At 55.4% G+C, this 16,839-nt stretch carries 10 protein-coding genes and 2 pseudogenes; 6 read left to right on the forward strand and 6 right to left on the reverse strand.

Features of this window, described 5'->3' with window-relative positions:
- Positions 1–286: 286 nt before the first annotated feature.
- From AC1RO5_RS08385 to tnpA, 4 genes are all read right to left on the reverse strand, one after another.
- Positions 287–694 (reverse strand): DUF3224 domain-containing protein, encoded by a 408-nt coding sequence (locus AC1RO5_RS08385; RefSeq protein ID WP_493174386.1) that lies wholly within the window; start codon positions 692–694, stop codon positions 287–289.
- A 69-nt stretch (positions 695–763) separates the two neighbouring features.
- Positions 764–2,311, reverse strand: a complete 1,548-nt coding sequence (gene tnpC / locus AC1RO5_RS08390) for an IS66 family transposase (RefSeq protein WP_493174388.1) — start codon at positions 2,309–2,311, stop codon at positions 764–766.
- A 61-nt stretch (positions 2,312–2,372) separates the two neighbouring features.
- Positions 2,373–2,708, reverse strand: a complete 336-nt coding sequence (gene tnpB / locus AC1RO5_RS08395) for an IS66 family insertion sequence element accessory protein TnpB (RefSeq protein ID WP_493174390.1) — start codon at positions 2,706–2,708, stop codon at positions 2,373–2,375.
- A complete protein-coding gene (gene tnpA / locus AC1RO5_RS08400) occupies positions 2,705–3,022 on the reverse strand; it encodes an IS66-like element accessory protein TnpA (RefSeq protein ID WP_493174392.1) in 318 nt (105 codons plus the stop codon). The genes tnpB and tnpA overlap by 4 nt, the downstream gene beginning before the upstream one ends.
- 394 nt (positions 3,023–3,416) lie before the next feature.
- Here tnpA and AC1RO5_RS08405 point away from each other — a divergent pair.
- Positions 3,417–3,638: pseudogene (locus tag AC1RO5_RS08405) on the forward strand (transposase domain-containing protein); the annotation flags it as partial.
- A 32-nt stretch (positions 3,639–3,670) separates the two neighbouring features.
- Here AC1RO5_RS08405 and AC1RO5_RS08410 read toward each other — a convergent pair.
- Positions 3,671–4,333 (reverse strand): hypothetical protein, encoded by a 663-nt coding sequence (locus tag AC1RO5_RS08410; RefSeq protein WP_493174394.1) that lies wholly within the window; start codon positions 4,331–4,333, stop codon positions 3,671–3,673.
- A 625-nt stretch (positions 4,334–4,958) separates the two neighbouring features.
- On the opposite strand from AC1RO5_RS08410, the gene AC1RO5_RS08415 reads away from it, so the two are divergent.
- The 5 genes and pseudogenes from AC1RO5_RS08415 to AC1RO5_RS08435 form a co-directional block, all read left to right on the forward strand.
- Positions 4,959–6,107 (forward strand): cytochrome-c peroxidase, encoded by a 1,149-nt coding sequence (locus AC1RO5_RS08415; RefSeq protein WP_493174396.1) that lies wholly within the window; start codon positions 4,959–4,961, stop codon positions 6,105–6,107.
- A 4-nt stretch (positions 6,108–6,111) separates the two neighbouring features.
- Positions 6,112–9,477, forward strand: a complete 3,366-nt coding sequence (locus tag AC1RO5_RS08420; RefSeq protein WP_493174398.1) for a beta strand repeat-containing protein — start codon at positions 6,112–6,114, stop codon at positions 9,475–9,477.
- Positions 9,478–9,488: 11 nt separating this feature from the next.
- The gene (locus AC1RO5_RS08425; RefSeq protein ID WP_493174400.1) at positions 9,489–14,867 is read left to right on the forward strand and encodes a DUF5675 family protein; all 5,379 of its coding nucleotides are present in this window, start codon (positions 9,489–9,491) and stop codon (positions 14,865–14,867) included.
- 201 nt (positions 14,868–15,068) lie between these two features.
- Entirely contained in the window at positions 15,069–15,560 is a 492-nt protein-coding gene (locus tag AC1RO5_RS08430) for a hypothetical protein (RefSeq protein WP_493174403.1), read from the forward strand.
- Positions 15,561–15,995 (forward strand): annotated as a pseudogene (locus AC1RO5_RS08435) (IS3 family transposase); the annotation flags it as partial.
- An 83-nt stretch (positions 15,996–16,078) separates the two neighbouring features.
- On the opposite strand, the gene AC1RO5_RS08440 reads toward AC1RO5_RS08435, so the two are convergent.
- A complete protein-coding gene (locus AC1RO5_RS08440) occupies positions 16,079–16,759 on the reverse strand; it encodes a hypothetical protein (protein ID WP_493174407.1) in 681 nt (226 codons plus the stop codon).
- Positions 16,760–16,839: the final 80 nt, after the last annotated feature.

Raw genomic sequence — 16,839 nt, forward strand, 5'->3', positions numbered from 1 at the left:
TCGCGGACTTGGCCATCTTGATTCCGAGACCGGGGCTGAACGCCGCCGCCCGGCTTCGGAACAGTTACGTTTGGATTCAAAGGTCGTCTGTCAGTCATGCTTTCGTCCTTGTATATGTTGTGCAATATGGCTCAACCATGAACATTCTTTGTACCGCAGGCCATTCCAATATCCATAGCGCCACGGCTTAGCGTAGCAGCGTGGTCTCATCCACTTAGAGGTAAGCACCTAGCGAAGACACCTCCCTGATGCGCATCAGGGGCGGTGCCCTTTACGGTTTGTTAAATTATTCGAGGTGGTAATTCAACCAAATATGGTGCGTTCCATCGGTGTCAATTGTGATCCCTCCTGACCCTGATATCCCTTTCAAACCATCCGTACCACTGCCTCCAACTATGCAGAAAAACTCATCTGCACGATCAATTCCGGTCGTGGAGGCGGAATGAATGAAGTTAAAGGAACCCTCTACCCCATTCACCGTACCCTTGAAGCTCTCCATCGCGATGTAGCTGCCCCTTCTTGACGCTTGGTCGAACGCCGCAGTAAAGGCTGTTGAAGAAATACCATCGATAGCTCCTGTATAGGACTTTTCCATGGAGCTGATCGACACTGGTAAGCCTGTTGTAATTTCGGGCGTGGGAGTCAGGTCAGTTGGTTTGAAATTCTTGGAGGAAAAAGTGGCTCGCGCTTCCATTCGGATCAGTCCTGTTCCATATGAGTTGAGCGGTCATTCTAATGCAAGAGCACCCTCACGTTGAGAACGTCAGACCGAGACCCAATGCTGTGGCAGCAGTTGGTCGATCTTACTCGCTCGCTGCGTCGGCAGGCGCGTCAGCACATCTTTGAGATACGCATAAGGATCATGCCCATTCATGCGGGCTGACTGGATCAAACTCATGATCGCAGCTGCCCGCTTACCGCTGCGTAGCGACCCGGCGAACAACCAGTTCGAGCGTCCAAGTGCCCACGGCCTTATCTGATTTTCGACCGCGTTATTATCTATGGGCACAGCCCCGTCCTCGAGATATCGAGTCAGTGCCGTCCAGCGTTTGAGGCTGTAATCCAGCGCTTTGGCGATAGCCGACCCTTCGGGCACAAGATCGCGCTGGGCCAACATCCAGGTATGCAGTGCGTCGATAAGGGGTGCCGCTTTCCCCTGGCGTATTCGCCAGCGATCTTCGTCGGTCATCTCCCGCGCTTGCCGTTCAATTTCGTACAACCCGCCAATTGAGTGCAGCGCCTGTTCGGCTAGTTGGCTTTTGTTCGTCGCGTGCAGATCGAAAAACTTGCGGCGGGCGTGGGCCAGGCAGCCGATTTCGGTGATGCCTTGCTGGAAGCTGGCTTTGTAGCCGGCGAAATCGTCGCAAACCAGCTTGCCATTCCACTGGCCAAGAAAGTTGCGTGCATGTTCGCCGGCACGGCTTGGGCTGAAGTCGTAAACCACCGCCTTGAGTGCCGAAAAAGGCGTGGTGCAGTAGGCCCAGACGTAAGCACGGTGGGTTTTCTTCTCGCCCGGTGCGAGCATCTGCACCGGCGTTTCGTCAGCGTGGATCACGCCTTGAGCAAGCACTGTTTCGCGCAGTGCATCGACCAAGGGCTGGAGCTGCACACCGGTTTGGCCGACCCACTGCGCCAGTGTCGAGCGGGCGATAGCCAGGCCGGCGCGGCCAAAGATTTTCTCTTGCCGATACAGCGGCAAATGGTCGGCGAACTTGGCTACCATCACGTGAGCCAGCAGCCCAGCGGTCGGGATGCCCTTGTCGATTACCTGGGCCGGAACCGGAGCCTGAGTCAGCGTTTCACATTTGCGGCAGACCCATTTCCCGCGCACATGCTGCTCGACGGTGAACACGCCCGGGATGTAATCCAGCTTCTCGCTGACGTCTTCGCCGATGCGCTGGAGCTGGCAGCCGCAGGCGCACTGGGTGGTGTCGGGTTCATGATAAATCACGGTACGCGGAAACTGCGCTGGCAAGGAAACACGCTTTGGCTGCTTGTATGGTTCGGCGGGCGCAGCCGGCGGATTCAACGCCTTCAGCTCGGCTTCGATGGCCGCGATGTCGGTGTCGAGCAGGTCGTCGAGCAGGCTGCCTTGGGCAGGGTTCAATTGCTCACTGCGCTTGGCAAACTTATTACGTTTGAACCAGGCGATTTCGTGGGTGAGCTGCTCGATGATGGTTTGGTCGCGGTCGTTCTTCTTGCCCATCCGGTCGACCTGCTGCCCGAGAGAACCAACCTGGGACAGCAACTGCGCCGCGAGGGCACGCAGTTGGTCAGGGGACATTTGGTCGAGATTGGGCGATGAAGTCATGCCGCGAACTTTGCCAGAGCAAGCCGTTTGCGGCGATAGACCAATGGGCTAATGGCGGGCGTTAAAGCAGTATGATTGCACCGCCAGCCCCAACGCGTTGCCAAGGCAGACCGAGCACCAAGGCCTGAAGTTGCTCGGTATCAAGCTCCATCTCGCAGCCATTCCGAATACCGGGCCAGTGAAACCTGCCTTGGTTCAACCGGCGAGCAGCCAGCCAGACGCCAATCCCGTCATGCACCAGCACTTTCATACGAGTGGCACGGCGGTTGGCGAACAGATAAGCACAGTGCGGCTTCGCCGCACCGAACACCGCGATCACCCTGGCCAGCGCCGTTTCAGTGCCGGCACGCATGTCCATGGGCTCGGTGGCGAGCCAGATGGCGTCGATGCGAATCATTGGGTGAGTCCACGGACAAAGCGGGCGCAGCCTTCAGGATCGGACGTTGGCCATTTCACTGTGATTGAGTGCTCACCAAGCGGCAACTCAATGGCCGCCAACGCTTCCACCTGCCGTTTAGGCGTAGCTTTCAACGGAACGAAAGCCGGCAACGCCACTGGTAGCTGATCACGATAAAGCGGTAGCCACTTGCGGATAACGTTGGCATTGATGCCGTGGCTGATGGCAACGCTGGATAGGGTTGCGCCCGGTTGCAGACATTCCTGAACAACCTGGGCTTTGAACGGTTTCGGGTAAGAGCTTCGTTGGCGCATGGAAATCCTGACGTTAAGGGCGATCGCGTCCGCTTAAAAATACGCGGACACCATCGCCCTTAATGCTGGAGTTCAGAAGGTGTGTTCCCGGAACGCTTACCATTGACCTAACCATTCAGCCAACATCTCGTTCTGATCCCAACGCTGGGGGCGCTGGTGTGTGCTTCATTGAGGTTTGGATTCAGGAGGGTGTGTTGGCCGGGCGCTTACCCCTTTGCCAAGATCGTCCAGGAATACCTGCAACCTGAAGGGGCCATCGCCGGCGTTGCATTGCGCCAAGGCATCCCTGTCACGAATTGATCTGCATAGTCCATCATCGCTTCAACTCGGGTGACGCCAACTCGCGTGCACGGTTCTTAGGGGGTTGGACGCGGGTAACCGCGTCTGACTACCCGACAACCAGATCCGGCCATGGGCTCTGGGGCGCAAGGACTGGCTCTTCGCAGGGTCGCTACGCAGCGGAAAACGCGCGGCGGCGATCATGAGTTTGATTCAGTCTGCACGGCTCAATGGCCATGATCCGTATGCGTATCTGAAGGATATTCACACGCGCCTGCCGACGCAGCGGGCGAGTGAAATCGATCAGTTGCTGCCGCATAGTTGGCAGCCGGTCTAATCACGCAAGGCGTGATGTCCGGACGCATACCTTTAGTTTGCTGAGACACACACGCCAACGTCTGCCTCGAGCCTTCCGACAGCGATTTGTACGCGCTCCAGCTCCTCCGAGGGTATCGTTGTCGCCAAACCATCAGACTGAGTTACGAAGGCAACACTTTTACTTTTGTCGACTCCAGCTGTAGGTGCTTTGGCGGATGCAAGACCCATTTTCAGATAGGACTGGAACTGGACAAAATCTGGAGAGGTGCTGACAGCCCGTTTCCGTAATCGAGCCACTAGCTTGTCCTCCATTCGATACATTCCGGTATTTAAAAGCCTCAAGGAGTAAGTAGTCGCATCTCCTCCTCCAGATGGAGCGCTGACGAACCCCATGGCGGGGCTTTCCAAATTTGAAGCCAGCTCTGTCAGGCATTTAGTCGACGCATAGGCAGACGTGTACGCATCGTTTTGTTTCTCAATACCATAGAAGCTAGAGACCAATGTAGATACGCCAACAGTCAGCGCTCCCGCTCCAGCGATTGGGATAGATTGAGCCACTGCCCCTATCGCACCTATGCCTCCCCCGATCAAGTTGGCTGAACCAGTGTCCCACTCTCTCTCCTCCTGCTTAGCGATTTTGGCTCTGTATCGCAGTGCCGTTTGGTCTGACGCAATCACAAAACCGTTGATGGTCGTAGGACGGTCGGCTGCCACCTCCGAGTCCTTAATATCTGGCGCTAGATGGCTACATCCTGAAACAACGCCTCCAAGAACCAATGAACAGATAATTCTCGTCCTCATCCCCTCTCCCTGCCATCGGTCTCACGTGTCGGAAAGCTGAAAACGATGATAGCCGTATGTCAGGAAACTTCCTGCTTGAATAGTGATAGCTCATCACAAAAGCCAGCTATGCTACGTTTGGACTTGAAACGGATTTTTGGTCTGTCTGTATGGCCACGCTGTCAGTCACCACTCAGACACGGAGCGCTCCAGCCCAGGCGCTTTCCAGTCTCCCATTGGCAAGTTTTCAAACCCTGTACTACCGTCATCTCGTGCTGGATGCTCAGGATCGTGGACGTTCGATCTAACCCAAGGTCATGGAATGAAGACCCCATCGTGAACACGCAAGTGTTCCAACCGCTGTGCATACGACGTGTACGACGAGCCCAATGTGGCTCTGGTTCACAGGGAGGTGCTTATGGTGGCTTCAGGTCTAAAGTCTCGGCAGCAAATGCTGAGCATTCGCCAATGCATTGATACAAAGCACTCTGCTTCTCTCCCCTACCCCTTCTGGCATCCTGGCTCCCGACTTCAGCCCGTTAAGTACCAGTAACTGAGCATGCGCAGCGTGCACTGCCTGAGCATGTGCCTGGTGTTGTTGCCTGCCGGCATGGTTATGGCTGACCCTCTGCCCGGATTGTCGGCGACTTGTACGGAGCAAGCCGTAGATAACTTGCTGGGACTTCCGCCCGTACCAGATGCCTCGTCACCTGATCATCGGGTGGAAAAAATCCAGCTTGGCAAAACGCTGTTCTTTGACAAGCGTCTGAGTGCTGACGGCTCGATCAGTTGTGCCTCTTGCCATAAACCCGAACGAGGCTTCATCGATGGCTTGCCGCGCGCCCAGGGTATCCATCGCCAGCTTGGAACCCGCAACACCCCTACCCTCGTCAATGCGGTTTTTGCCGAAACGCAGTTCTGGGACGGACGTCGCGACAGCCTCGAGTCGCAGGCTACGGATCCCCTCTTTAACCCGATCGAACACGCCGTGAATGATGAGGCGCAGTTACTCCATACCATTCGGCAGGACGGCCAGTATGTTGCGGCTTTCGAGAAGGTGTTTGCGGCCTCCCCTGAGACGTTAACAGCCACGCAAGTTGCACAAGCCATCGCTACCTACGAACGCACCCTGCTGGCGGGTAATTCTACATTTGATCGTTACAGCTATGGACACGACAAAACGGCCCTGCCGGCAGACGCTTTGCGCGGCCTGGAGTTATTTCGTGGTCGTGCCCAATGTGGGCAATGCCACGTCATCGGCGAGACCAGCGCGTTGTTCACCGATCAGCAGTTTCACACCCTAGGAGTGGGATTCAGGTATCTCGCGGATCGCTTGGCCCCAGAGGCGATTCGGTTTGCAAAGCTGACTGCAACCGAACGGCAGGCACTCGTGCAATCGGATCCCGCCTTGGCCGAACTAGGCCGTTTCAGCGTCACTCTGAATCCAGTCGATCTCGGTCGCTTTCGCACCCCCAGCCTGCGCAATGTGGCCGAGACAGCGCCCTATATGCACGACGGGAGCGTCGCAACACTCGAAGAAGCCGTAGACCTGGAAGTGTATTACCGCGGTATCCAAGCCAGTCGTCCTTTGGTTCTGACGCCCACGGAAAAAATCGATTTGGTGGCGTTTCTCAAAACCCTGACAAGCGCTCATTTCCAGCAAAAGGCTGCATGCGAATCAGCCCACACACAACAGAACCGAGGATAGGGATATGTCGCAGCAAGCGTCAGGCTGGTATCGGCTCGTTGTGATGACATGGTGGATGCTGAGCATGGCGTTTGCTGCCCAAGTCTCTGCCGCACCAACGGTGACCTTAACGGCACCGGCAAGTGGCGCATCATTTATCGTACCGGCAACAGTCAGCTTGGCTGCAACCGCCGCGACGAGCGTTGGGAACATTGTCAAAGTAGAGTTCTATCAGGGCAGCACACTGCTGAGCACGGTCACCATCCCGCCATTTGCTTTCAAGTGGGCCAACGTTCCACCTGGCACCTACAGCCTCACGGCCAAAGCCACAGACTCCCAAAACGTCGCCACGACCTCGTCCGCCGCCAACATCACCATAGGCACTGGCTCCATTGGCTACAGCTACGACCAAGCCGGTCACCTCGCTGGCGTCACCAATAGCACGGCATCGGCCGAATACAATTACGATGTGGTAGGTAATATCACGGCCATTAAGGGCTATACCGCGGGCACTCCCAGCATCCTGGCCTTTTCACCAGCGCAAGGTCCGGTCGGCACAACGGTCACCATTGACGGTAGTAACTTCAGCAGCACGGCGAGTCAGAATACCGTGCAGTTCAATGGTGTAACCGCCAGTTCGGTGACCATCGACCCCAGTTATCCCAACCGCCTCACGGTGTTGGTACCGAGTGCCGCCACTACCGGACCGATCAGTGTGACCACGCCAGCGGGCAGTGCCACCTCAACGACCAACTTCACGATCACAGCGAACCAAGCCCCCATCATTACCAACTTTACGCCAACTATCGGGACAGCTGGCACCGCGGTGACCATTTCGGGAAGCAACTTCCAAACGGACAAAACGAAAGAAAAAATAGTGTTGAGTCTCCGCTCCCCTATCATCACGTCCACAACCACGACCAGCATCGCCACAAGTGTTCCCGCCAATACTATGGGCGGTAAGGTCAGCGTCACGACACCCTATGGCACTGCAATCAGCACCCAGGATTTGTTTGTTCCGCCTTCTCCCTTGTTGGCCACTGACATCCAGTACATGGATCGTCTTGCCTTCGCTGCAAGCAAGACGGTGAGCATTACAACCGGGAGTAAAAAGGCGCTGCTTCTGTTCGATGGCACACAGAACCAGCGCATCTATTTGAATATGGCAGGGGGGACTTTTTCAGCTTGCTATGCCCTGGTCATCTACAACCCCAATGGCAGCGTCCTGACCAATTCTACCGAGTGTTCTTCCACCGGCTATGTCGATCCCATTACATTGCCTACGACCGGGACCTATACAATCCTGATCAACCCCGGCAGCAATGCCACCGGCAACGTTACCTTTACCCTGTATGACGTGCCACCAGACCCAGTCGGCCTCATCAGTATTGACGGTCCGGATGCCAGGGTGGCAACACCGTCCATTGGCCAGAACGGCAGCCTCACGTTCAGCGGCACCGCCGGCCAACGCATCTACCTCAGTGCGCCCAACTCCACATTTTCCCAAAGTGAATGGGTGTACATCTACAAGCCGGATTCCAACGGTAATGCCAGCACCACCAGCGGCAACATTTATAGCAACCTTTGGTCGACCGGGTCCTACAGCGACACGCTGACACTCCCGACCACGGGCACCTACACCATCTTCCTCAATCCGAATCGCAGCGACACCGGCAGCATGACCTTTCACCTGATCAGCGTGCCGTCGGATGTTACGGGCACGATCAGCATCGACGGGGCCGATGCCACCCTGACCACGACCGCCATCGGCCAGAACGGCAGCCTCACGTTCAGCGGCACCGCCGGCCAACGTATCTACCTCAGTGCACCCAACTCCACGTATAGCCACAGTGAAATGGTTTACATCTACAAGCCGGATGCCAATGGCAATGCCAGCATCAGTAACGGTTACATCTATATCAACTTATGGTCGACCGGATCCTTCACGGATACCCTGCCGCTACCGACCACGGGCACCTATACCATCTATCTCAACCCGAGCAGCGCTGACACCGGCAGCATGACCTTTCACCTGATCAGCGTGCCGGCAGATGTCACGGGCACGATCAGCATCGATGGGGCCGATGCCACCCTGACCACGACTGCCATCGGCCAGAATGGCAGCCTCACGTTCAGCGGCACCACCGGCCAGCGCATCTACCTCAGTGCGCCCAACTCTACGTATAGCCACAGCGAATTGGTCTACATCTACAAGCCGGATGCCAGTGGCAATGCCAGTACCAGTAACGGTTACATCTATTTCAACTCGTGGTCGACAGGATCCTTCACGGACACCCTGACGCTCCCGACCACGGGCACCTACACCATCTATCTCAACCCGGGCAGTGCTGACACCGGCAGCATGACCTTTCACCTGATCAGCGTGCCGGCAGATGTCACGGGCACGATCAGCATCGATGGGGCCGATGCCACCCTGACCACGACTGCCATCGGCCAGAATGGCAGCCTCACGTTCAGCGGCACCACCGGCCAGCGCATCTACCTCAGTGCGCCCAACTCTACGTATAGCCACAGCGAATTGGTCTACATCTACAAGCCGGATGCCAGTGGCAATGCCAGTACCAGTAACGGTTACATCTATTTCAACTCGTGGTCGACAGGATCCTTCACGGACACCCTGACGCTCCCGACCACGGGCACCTACACCATCTATCTCAACCCGGGCAGTGCTGACACCGGCAGCATGACCTTTCACCTGATCAGCGTGCCGGCAGATGTCACGGGCACGATCAGCATCGATGGGGCCGATGCCACCTTGACCACGACCGCCATCGGCCAGAACGGCAGCCTCACGTTCAGCGGCACCTCCGCTCAGCGTATCTACCTCAGTGCACCCAATTCCACGTATAGCCGCAGCGAATTGGTCTACATCTACAAGCCGGATGCCAATGGCAATGCCAGTACCAGTAACGGTTACATCTATTTCAACTCATGGTCGACAGGATCCTTCACGGACACCCTGACGCTCCCGACCACGGGCACCTACACCATCTATCTCAACCCGGGCAGCGCTGACACCGGCAGTATGACCTTTCACCTGACCAGCGTGCCGGCAGATGTGACTGGCTCTGTCACGATCAATGGCTCCGCCTTGACTGTCACCACAACGGCTGCGGGTCAAAACGCGAGCATCACTTTCAGTGGGACTTCGGGTCAGTCAGCAACGGTTCATCTGACAAACAACAGCATGGGCTATGTGGCGGTTACTTTGAAAAAGCCCGACAACACGTCCCTTACATCGACCACGTCCAGTAGCGCCAGCTTTAACCTGCCGTCCCAGACGCTTCCCACCACCGGCACCTATACGATCTATGTCGATCCCTCAGCTGCCAATGTGGGTTCCATTAACGTCAGCGTGACCAATCCTTGAGGTAATGCGCCATGAAAGGGAATTATTCCGGTTGCGTTGCATCCTCTAACACTGAGGTCTGGTTACAGCGAGTGACGTATTGCTTGTTGCTGCTTATCGCCTGGCTTGCGCTAACCATGCTGAGTTCCCTGGCGATCGCCGCTTCGGCAATTGGCGGCGCTGCTGGTAGCGTGCCCATGCGTCATGCTGGTGAAGCCGCCACGTTGTTGCCTGATGGCCGTTGGTTACTCAGCGGAGGTACAGAAAACGGCGTGACACTCGCGACACTGACCGTGGTTGATCCAGTGACAAACACTGATACGCACTTCGCGAGCAGCCTAAACATGCCACGCCAAGGCCATACGGCCACCTTGTTGCCGGATGGCACGGTGCTTATCGTTGGCGGAATTGGCGCGGACAGCCCCCCCCTCAACCAGGCAGAGCGTCTGAGTATTCAGACACAGCAGTCGCAGCTGGTTACTGATGCTGCGTTTACTGCACGCACTCAGCATACGGCCACCCTATTACTAGATGGTCGTATTCTGTTGGTTGGTGGCTTATCGACGCAACATGTCGCGCTATCCAGTGCAGAGCTGTGGGATTCCCGGACCGGAACGGTAACTCAATTGCCCGCCGGCTTATTGAGTGCTCGTTATGGGCATACTGCGCAAACCTTGCCTGCGGACTCCGTCCTGATCCAGGGAGGCAAAAACCAAAGTGATCAACCGGTGACGCTTGGCGAACTTTATGACCCATCCCGGCAAGTTTTCTCACTGCAGGAGGAGAACCAATCCGGCTTGCTAGCGACGTCACCCTCCCTGCAAAGTCCACCGCAAGTGCAAGCCAGTCTACCTGCGGTTAATGCCAACGCCGTTGATCTCAGCAGCTGGATCAGCTTGCGCTTTTCCAAGCCGATGGCGGTGACGTCACTGAACAGCAACACTGTGACGATGATCGGCCCGACCGGTCAAATTACCGGCAGAGTAACTCCCGTGGAGAACGGGCAAGCAGTGTTCTTTGTCCCGACGCAGGAGCTATTACCGGATACGCATTACAGCGTCTTTGTCAGCGGCGCCACGGACGCGAGTGGCACTCAACTCCCACTTACGGGGTACAACTTCACTACGCAGGCCCTGACCGCCAACACCGTATCAACCGGCACCAATTCCTCTGGCGCCCTCGATGATCAAACCAAGCCTCCGGCTACTCCTCCTAGCCCCGAAATGGCCAACACTGGCCCTGAAGACTGGATCCCGGGCCCAGAGCATTTCACCGGGGACTGGCGCGCCAATCGCCCGCCTTCCCCCTTACAAGCTTTACCACCCTTGCAAGCCCCCTCGGGGGTTACAGCCCTGGCGGGTCAGGTGCTGTTGATGAATGGAAAGGCAGCCGTAGGCGTGAAATTAAAAATGGGCGAAAAAATCGCCACTACGGACGCGACTGGCCGCTTTCTACTGAGTGGTATCAATACCGGAAATCAAACGCTGAGAATCGATGGTTCTGGTGCCAACAAGCCAGGTCGTCAATATGGATTTTTCGATGATCTGGTCGTCATTTTTCAGGATGGCAAAACGCAGTCCCTGCAATACACCATTTGGTTGCCCCGTACCGATACACAACATGCGGTGAGTCTGTCGTCGCCTACGACAAGTGAGGTGACGGTCACTACGCCTCATATTCCTGGTCTGGAGTTGCACATCCCCAAAGGAACGGTCATTCGCGATATCGATGGCAAGGTTGTCACCTCCGTCAGTATCACCCCCATTCCTGTTGATCGGACGCCATTTCCACTGCCCACGCACGGTATCCCTGTGTACTTCACCATCCAGCCAGGCAGTGCGAATCTACAAGCCATCGACCCCAAAAGCTTTCAGGCAGCACAAATCATTTATCCCAATTACAACAGCCGCCCACCTGGCTCGACGATGGACTTCTGGACCTACGATCCCGCCTACAAAGGTTGGTATGTCTATGGTGGGGGATTAGTTTCCGCGAACGGCAAACAGGTCATTCCAGGTGATGGGGTTGGTATTTACGAGTTCACTGGAGCCATGGTCAGCTCGCCGTCCTTGGCGCCCGCCAAAAACCCTACAGCCGGAGGCGGCAATCAAGGGTTGGGGGTTGCTTCGAGCGACAAAGCCGAGCCGGTGGATACGTCTACGGGGTTGTTCACCTACCCACACACCGACCTGACGGTCGCCGATACGCTCCCGCTGACCTTGACTCGCACCTACCTCTCCGAAGACACGCGATCGCGCGCCTTCGGCGTCGGTACCAATCACGTCTATGACATCTTCATGATTGGCGATACCTTTCCCTATACCTATCAGGATCTGATTCTCTCGGATGGCGAGCGTATTCACTTCAACCGGACCTCGACAGGTACGGGTTACTTTGATGCGGTGTATCAACACAATGGCTCCCCATTGGATCGGTATCAGGGGGCGACCATCTCGTGGGTTGGCGGTGCTTCGCCGTGGCTGCTCAAGCTAAAAGATGGCTACCAAATGTGGTTCCCGGATGCACCAGGTAACACCGTGCCGGCAAAAGCAGCCATGACTCAAATCAAGGACCGTGTGGGTAATACGATCACGTTGACGCGAGCCTCTAACGGAAACTTACAACAGGTGACATCGCCCAACGGGCGCTGGATAAGCTTTACCTATGACTCCAGCAATCGCATTACTCAGGCCACTGACAATATAGGTCGCACGGTCAACTACTCATATGACAGTAATGGGAATCTTGAGACAGTAACCGACGCCAATGGTGGTGTGGAAACCTATACCTACGACAGTTCCCACCACATGCTGATCATTACTCGGCCCAATGGAAATGTACTCCTCAGCAACAGTTATGATGCCAACGGCCGGGTCTCCCAGCAAACCCTGGGGTATGGCAGCACCGTGGCGGGTACCTATCAATTCGCCTACACCCTCAGCGGCAGCCAAGTCACCCAGACGGACATTACGGATCCTCGCGGCAACATCGAGCGTTTGGCATTTAATGGGGCAGGCTACGTCACAACAAACACCTATGGTCTCGGTCTGTCCGAGCAGCAGAGTTACAGCCTCCAGCGCGACGCCACGACCAATCAGGTGACCTCCGTCTCCGATGCCCTGGGACGAGTGACCGGCTATACACACGACGGCGTGGGAAATCTCACCAGCGTGACCCGACTGCAAGGGACATCGCAGGCCGTGACGGACAGCTATACCTACGAACCCACCTTCAATCAACTAACCAGTCATACCGATGGTCTGAGCCATACCACCAATTACAGCTATGACAGTTTGGGGCGTCTGACACAGATTACCGATCCCTTGGGCAATGCTGTGAAATTCACATCGGATAGCCAAGGGCGGGTGACGCAGATCACCGATCCCATCGGAGCGAATACCGCTCTCAACTATTCTCTTGGAGACCTCGCCAGCGTTAGCGACCCATTGGGGCGAACCATCAACTACTTCACCGATAACGTGGGACGTGTCATGGCAATGGCTGACACCGTGGGACGCCGCACCCTGATGGAGTACGACGTGCTGGATCGCAAAACCAAGGTTACGGACCCGCTAGGAAACGTGACCGGTTTTACTTACGACACGAACAGTAATCTCCTGAGCGTCACCGACGCCAAGAACGGAGTGCATGCCTACACCTATGATGCTCGCGATCGTCGTATAACTTACACCGACCCATTGAACGCGACGCAAAGCTATGGTCTCGACGGCCTGGATAATGTGACACAGTGGACCGCCCGCAATGGCGTCATCGCCACCTACACCTATGACGCCTTGAATCGGCGCACGCAATCAGCCTTTGGGCAAACCTTGATCGGCAGTGGTCCCTCGTTGACAGCACCGGATGCCACCGTTGGCTACACCTTCGATGGTGGTAACCGTCTGACGCAGATCGTGGATACTCAAGGCGGCACGATCACCCGCAGCTATGACAATATGGATCACCTGCTTAGCGAAACCACCTCCCTAGGCACCGTTTCCTACACCTACGATGCCGCTGATCGTCGCACCAGTATGACGGTGACGGGCCAGCCCGCTGTGAATTACACCTATGACGTCGGCAGTCGCTTGACCAATCTCAGTAATGGCAGCCAGAGCGCGGCGTTCACCTATGACGCGGACAACCGTCGTGCTACCTTGACCCTGCCCAACGGGGTGACCGTCAGTTACGGTTACGATAACGCCGGCCAACTGATCAACCTCAATTACGCCAAGGGCGGCACCAGCCTTGGTAATTTGAGCTACGCCTACGACAACGCCGGTCAGCGAGTGCAGCTTGGCGGCAGCCTGGCCCGCACCACCCTCCCCGGTGCTGTGAGCTCCACCAGCTATAACGCGGCTAACCAGTTGACGGCATGGAGCGGTGCCTCCTTGCTGTATGACGCCAACGGCAACATGACCAGCGACGGCAGCAATACCTACACCTGGGATTCGCGCCAGCGCCTGAGCACGCTCACGGGCACCACGTCCGGCAGTTTCAGTTATGACGCGGCCAACAGACGCAGCCAGAAGACGATTGCCGGACAGACCACCGGCTATGTTTTCGATGGCCTCAACCTGGTGCAAGAGCTGACCGGTGCCGTCCCCCCGACGGTGCAAGCCAACCTCCTCACGGGCGGTCTCGATGAAATGTTTAGCCGCACCGAAGCCAGTGGCAGCACTTACAGCTACTTGGCTGATGCACTGGGTTCAACCCAAGCGCTCACCGACAGCAGCGGAGCATCCACCACCCAATACACCTATGACCCTTATGGCCAGACCAGCAGCAGCGGCTCCACCAGCGCTAACAGCCAGCAGTACACCGGTCGAGAAAATGATGGCACGGGGCTCTATTACTATCGGGCACGGTATTACTCTCCAGGTTTTGGGAGATTTATCTCGGGAGATCCGATTGGATTGGCAGGGGGGACTAATACATATGTCTATACTTTAGGCAATCCAGTCAAATTTCTTGACCCCCTAGGGTTGGAAGTGACGATCAGAATTTCCAATCGAACGTATTCTTCTACAGGCAATACTGTGGAGGGAACAATTAGCGTAACGAGCGACCAATCCTCAAATAGTTTCTCCGGTTACACTATGGAGAATGCTTTTGCGGGTTATAACGGAGACAAGCCGCCGATTCCAGCGGGAACGTATGACGCTTCTGTGAGGACAGACCACACCCCCCATCGGGTTGAGCTGCAAGATATTCCTGGCAATCCGGGTTACCAAAACATACAGATTCACAACGGTAATTACCCACAAGACTTCAAGGGCTGTATCGGCGCTGGAACCTCGCACTCCACCGATTCCCTTGCTAACACAATTAACGCCATGAATAGAATCAACAACATTATCAGTTCTGATGGAAGTGGAAGAATTACAGTAATTGTTAGTCCAATCGAATGACTTGTTTGACGACGAATGAATACACCCTGCGTACGGGGTTATTCTCCAGAAAGGATACTTCCTTAATCTATTGAAAGATGGTGCGCCATGATTATAAAAAAGTCGACACTTGAACTTTTGTTTACGCTATTCATACTTACAAGCTTAGGCATGCCAGCTTCGGGGAGTGATAGTTCACCTAGTTGCCTAGAGGTAGTTAGGATGTTTTTAGCCACTCCAGAAAAGCGTACTTTTATTGCATTATCAGAAGCTAGCGAAACTGAATGCTGGTCGATTATCGAGCAGTCGAACAGCAACCTCAACCAATTGACGCATTGGGTGGAGCAAGGAAATGATTGGAGCGCTCAGTATTTAGTTGAGCATTTTAGAGCGCTAGATGGCGGAAATTTAGAAGATTCACTTGTAGCGTTGGGGCTATTTTCTGACCACCATATGGAACGCTTATTGATGTTCGCGAAGAAAGGACAGCTCTCAAAGCAGGAACTCAGTGACACCTTAACTATGCTTCCACTTTCATTGAGTGATAATCCAGCGGGCCAATTGGATTACCTAAAAGCAAGAAGAAATCGAGTGATGCGTGTAATGAGAAAAAATCTATCTGAGCAAAAGACTCTAGCACTAAGCGCTATCGATAATTTTGAGTCTGAGATCAGGTCAAAAAAACCGCAAATCATTGGAAATCCTCAGTATTAGATTAGTGCTTTCATCACCCCCAAGCTCTACATCAAACTGGGGAAGTACACCGGGGTAACTATTCGTCAGCTGGGCTACCCGACGAAGAACTCTCTGATGAGCTGGCATGAAGAGTACGAGCGATGCCTCGACCTGTCGCGTGGCTACGTGCTCTCGAAGCTGGAGTACTCACTGGCCCAAAGGGAAAAGGCTGTCGGGTACTATCTCGACCATGGGCGCTGCATCGCTTCCACCATCAAGGCGCCGGGCTACCCGGCACGGGATTCGTTGCGTACTTGGATTCACGAATTGCACCCCGAACTGCACACGCGCGTCGTTGGTCGATCTGACGGGCTAGCGCGCCCGCCAGCGATGAAGCAGGCTGCGGTCATCGCGCTGTGCATGCGACAAGAAAGTGCGAACGCTGTGGCTCAAAAGCTGGGCGTGTGCAGGCCGAAGAGAGAATCGGTGAAACGTCGGCCACATCAAACAAGGTATAGCTCGACTCCCCGTATTGCTTTACGGCAAGGCGGCAGTTGTCAGATATACGCCCCCAAGCGACAGTCAGTTGCACTGGCAGCTAATGCACCCAACGTACGACGTCGTGGATTCCAGATGGTCAGACACCAAATCCCCCACCACTCCAAACCTGCATCGAAGTAGTCACTCCACAACTCACGTCCGGAGGCAACGTTGTCTTTATCGAGCAACCCACTATTGCCCTCCACGCCCCCCTTGACCCAATTCAGAGTAACCACGTCGTCCTGGTCTTCGACTCCAAGCAGTTCAAGCCACTCGCGAAAAAGCGCCTCGGCCTCCACCTCACCGCCCTCAAACTGGGTGAGATAGGGAGGCTCGCGGAAATGGCTATATAGAGCTAATGGCCCTCGCTGATAATCTTCGGTCAATGTCAGGTTACGGACTTCTGCTCGACTCAATGGAGTGGCGGTAGCCCTATCCAAAGCCCAAGTCATGCTCGGTTCGGGGTAATCGCCGCAGGGGAGCCTCCGGATCAGCTTACGATGCCAATCAAGCTGGCTGGCCATGATCTGTTCATACAATGCATTCAGCGCTAGTCGATGCATTGCTTCATCGATCAGTGAATTCTCCCCAGGAGACACAACCACAAACTCGAACACACACCCGGCGGCGTCCATCCGTTCACGCAGTGACTCTGTTCTTTCCTGATCGACAACCTTCAATGCTAGTGAGTGATCCATCACCTTTCCAACCCTCTTTCCTGACAAAGTCGAAGTACCGCTTTCATTGAGCGGACATCAAAATGAAGGTGATACGCTAA

The organism is Pseudomonas sp. GW822-FHT02G04 (assembly GCF_058802085.1).